The 3,490-nt window shown below is 44.1% G+C and carries 1 protein-coding gene, 1 tRNA gene and 1 rRNA gene; all 3 read left to right on the top strand.

Annotated elements, in window-relative coordinates:
• Positions 1-111 (top strand): 5S ribosomal RNA (gene rrf, locus L2740_RS21330); the annotation flags it as partial.
• Positions 112-624: 513 nt separating this feature from the next.
• Positions 625-2,688, top strand: a complete 2,064-nt coding sequence (locus tag L2740_RS21335) for a PhoX family protein (protein ID WP_248951999.1) — start codon at positions 625-627, stop codon at positions 2,686-2,688.
• A gap of 696 nt (positions 2,689-3,384) precedes the next feature.
• Positions 3,385-3,461, top strand: a tRNA-Trp gene (locus L2740_RS21340).
• The last annotated feature ends 29 nt before the right edge of the window (positions 3,462-3,490 follow it).

The raw sequence follows: 3,490 nt of genomic DNA on the forward strand, positions 1-3,490 counted from the left end.
AAACCATAGAGTTGTGGCACCACCTGAATCCATTCCGAACTCAGAAGTGAAACGCAATATCGCCGATGGTAGTGTGGGGTCTCCCCATGTGAGAGTAGGTCATTTCCAGGCTTTAAATTAAGTGAAGAAGCCACCTTATTAAGGTGGCTTTTTTGCGTTTGGGCGTTTGTAAAATACTGAACGCTACTTATCTAGAATACAGCTACCCGTAAAGGTGACTGCTTCACTTAAGGTAGGCATAAATGCCTACCCCCGACGTCGCCCCGCCGCTGAGCGGGATCTCCAGCTTCTTAATAAGTTACTCGCGCTTCAAAGCCCTTGAATGCGTTGCATCCAGAGCAGGGCTTCTCCGCCCCCATGTGTTCGCTGCGCGAACCGAGTAGGTCATTTCCAGGCGCCAAATTAGTGAGAAAGCCCACTACGATGTAGCGGGCTTTTTTGCGTCTGCTATTTAGTTAATCATGTACTCTAGACCTCATCGTTTTATGGCTGACCTAATCAGTTCAGCATTGATAAGGTTTTATTTCTGTCATACGCATCAAGTTAGTTTGTCATATTTTGTTCTTATTCTGCTGGTCGACAATTACAAAAACGATTGATTATTTTTGACTGCAAGGATGAATTATGAGCAAGGCTACATTTGATCCAACTCGCTACAACAAAAGTAAGAACACCCCATTTAATGAGGTGCTAGATAAGCATCTTTCACGACGTAACTTTGTCAGAAGTGGCCTTGGCTTAAGTGCTATGACTGCGTTTAGTGGCTTTGGCATGATGGGATGTAGCTCAAGTAGCGACTCTTCACCGACAGATACAACGCCAACAACGCCAGACCCAGAAGTGCCTAATGTTAGCCAAGCTGTTCTGGGCTTTGACTCTATCGCAGGCTCTAAGACTGATGCGGTAGCGGTCGCTACAGGATACTCTGCCTATGTGTTAGCGCCTTGGGGCGAGCCATTGAATGACAAAGCCAGTGCATTTAAGCCAGATGGCTCAAATACTGCTGATGACCAAGCTAATTCAATGGGTATGCATCATGATGGGATGCACTTCTTCCCATTAACAGAAGCTGGTGATGATGGCTTACTTTGTGTTAACCACGAGTATATTGATCAAGGTGCGTTACACCCAATGGGACCGACTGTTGATGCTGATGGTAAACGCAGCATACTTGATGAAGTTCGCAAAGAGATTAATGCACATGGTGTTTCGGTTGTGCGTATAAAGCTCAACGATGGCACGTGGCAAGTGATTAAAAATGACTCGCATAATAGACGATTCACCGGTGTATCTGTGATGGATATTTCCGGGCCATTAGCTTATAGCGCTTACCTTGAAACCCGTTATTCACCTGATGGCAGCCAAGCACGCGGCACGCTTAATAATTGCGGTAATGGCTATACTCCTTGGGGCACGTATTTAACATGTGAAGAAAACTGGCCTGGCTACTTTGTTAATCGTGGTGAATTAACTGAAGAGCAGCAGCGTATTGGGCTATCAACATCTGGTACTCGATACGGCTGGGATCACCTTGCTGGTAATGGCGAAGAGCACTTAGACGAGTTTTCTCGTTTTGATGTGACGCCAACGGCGGCTAGTGCGGCAGGTGACTACCGCAATGAAGCTAATGGCCATGGCTATATTGTTGAGATTGATCCATACAACCCTAACTCTCGCGCGGTAAAACGTACTGCGTTAGGTCGTTTTCGCCACGAAGGCTGTACCTTTGGTAAGCTAGAAGAAGGCAAGCCTGTTGTTTTCTATTCAGGTCATGATTCACGATTTGAGTATTTGTATAAGTTTGAGTCTACTGCGTTATGGAGCGCAGCCGATGCCGATTCGACTAACCGCATTGCCACTGGCGATAAGTATATGAACGAAGGCACCCTATATGTCGCCAAGTTCAATGAAGACGGTATTGGCGAGTGGTTACCTTTGACTTTAGACAGCGTGACAACAGATGGTAAAACCTTAGCAGATAGCTTTGATTCAGTTGCAGCTATAATCCTTAATACTGCTGGGGCTGCGGATTTAGTCGGTGCAACGCCAATGGACCGCCCTGAGTGGGCCAGTGTAGATCCATTTACTGGTACTGTTTATCTAACGCTAACGAACAACACTAAACGCGTTGACAGCACTAATCCCGCAAACCCACGCTTAAATAATAGCTTTGGCCACATTATTCGATGGGATGAAGGTAGTACAGCTACAGAGTTTACTTGGGATATTTTTGTTTTTGGTTCGCCTGTTGATGGCGATGAGCAAACTAATCGCTCTGGACTAACCGATTTAAATCAATTTGCTAGTCCAGACGGGTTAGCTTTTGATAAGCGCGGGATTTTATGGGTACAAACCGATAATGGTGCCGATGAAGTTGAAGACTATACCAATGATCAAATGCTAGCGATTGTGCCATCTTCAATGACGGACGAGAATGGTCAACAGCAGGTAGTTAATGCTGATAACCAAGCAGAGTTAAAAAGATTTTTTGTCGGTCCAAATGGTTGTGAGGTGACAGGTTTCGCTATTACCTCTGATTACACCACGGTATTTGCTAACATTCAGCATCCAAGAAACTGGCCCTATTCATCAGTCGCGACAGAAGCAACACCAGATGGTATGTCTGTCAGACCTCGCGCTGCAACCGTTGTTATCCGTAAAGACGACGGTGGAGAAGTTGGTATTTAATTTAAATGCATCTGTTTAGATTAGAATGTTGATGTAATGCCCCTTTTGAGGGGAATTTTATTGACAAAGACTAACGTTATTTATGAATGGGATTAAATCAATACCGCGAAAAATGAATAGTGTAGTGTCAATCTTACAGGTGTTTTCTGTTGGCAGACCTAAACCTCCGCTTTCAGTAAATGGTTGTCATCAATTAAGTTCTGCTTGAAGTAGCTTTAATGTCGTTGCAGGGTAACGCAGTGTTTAACGACTTATCTCGCGTCGACCTGTTTTGAAAATAAAGCATTAAGGAAGATCGCTTGTCGTATTCATGTAATAAGCGGCTTATAGGTCACATAAACATAGCTTGTTAACTTAAGAGATTGTTGAGTTTTGTTAATAGTGAGCTACTCAAGCCGTCTAACAAATGTTCACTCTAGATATTGTTACTTCCACACATCCATAGCAGTCAGTGGCTCTGTAGAACTTATATATATTAACAGTGCAGTGTTAATGCATGGCTGGAAAGCTCCCTTTTGGCAATTTGATTAATAAAGGGGAGTAAAGTCCCCGCTAAAGAAGGTCGACCTTTTACTGTTTAAGCTTATTTTATGCTTAAAGTACGCGCTAAACGCCTGAAAAAGCTGCAAACGGCGGCTTTAGTGCAAAAAGTACTTTACCTTTTGGCCAATATTAAGCAAAATCTAACACATCAACAGGGGTATAGTTCCAATTGGTAGAACAGCGGTCTCCAAAACCGATGGTTGCGAGTTCGAGTCTTGCTACCCCTGCCAAATTCAGAAAAAGCCGAGCATTAGCTCGG

Origin of the sequence: Shewanella pneumatophori, assembly GCF_023283895.1 — a bacterium.
Taxonomy (GTDB): domain Bacteria; phylum Pseudomonadota; class Gammaproteobacteria; order Enterobacterales; family Shewanellaceae; genus Shewanella; species Shewanella pneumatophori.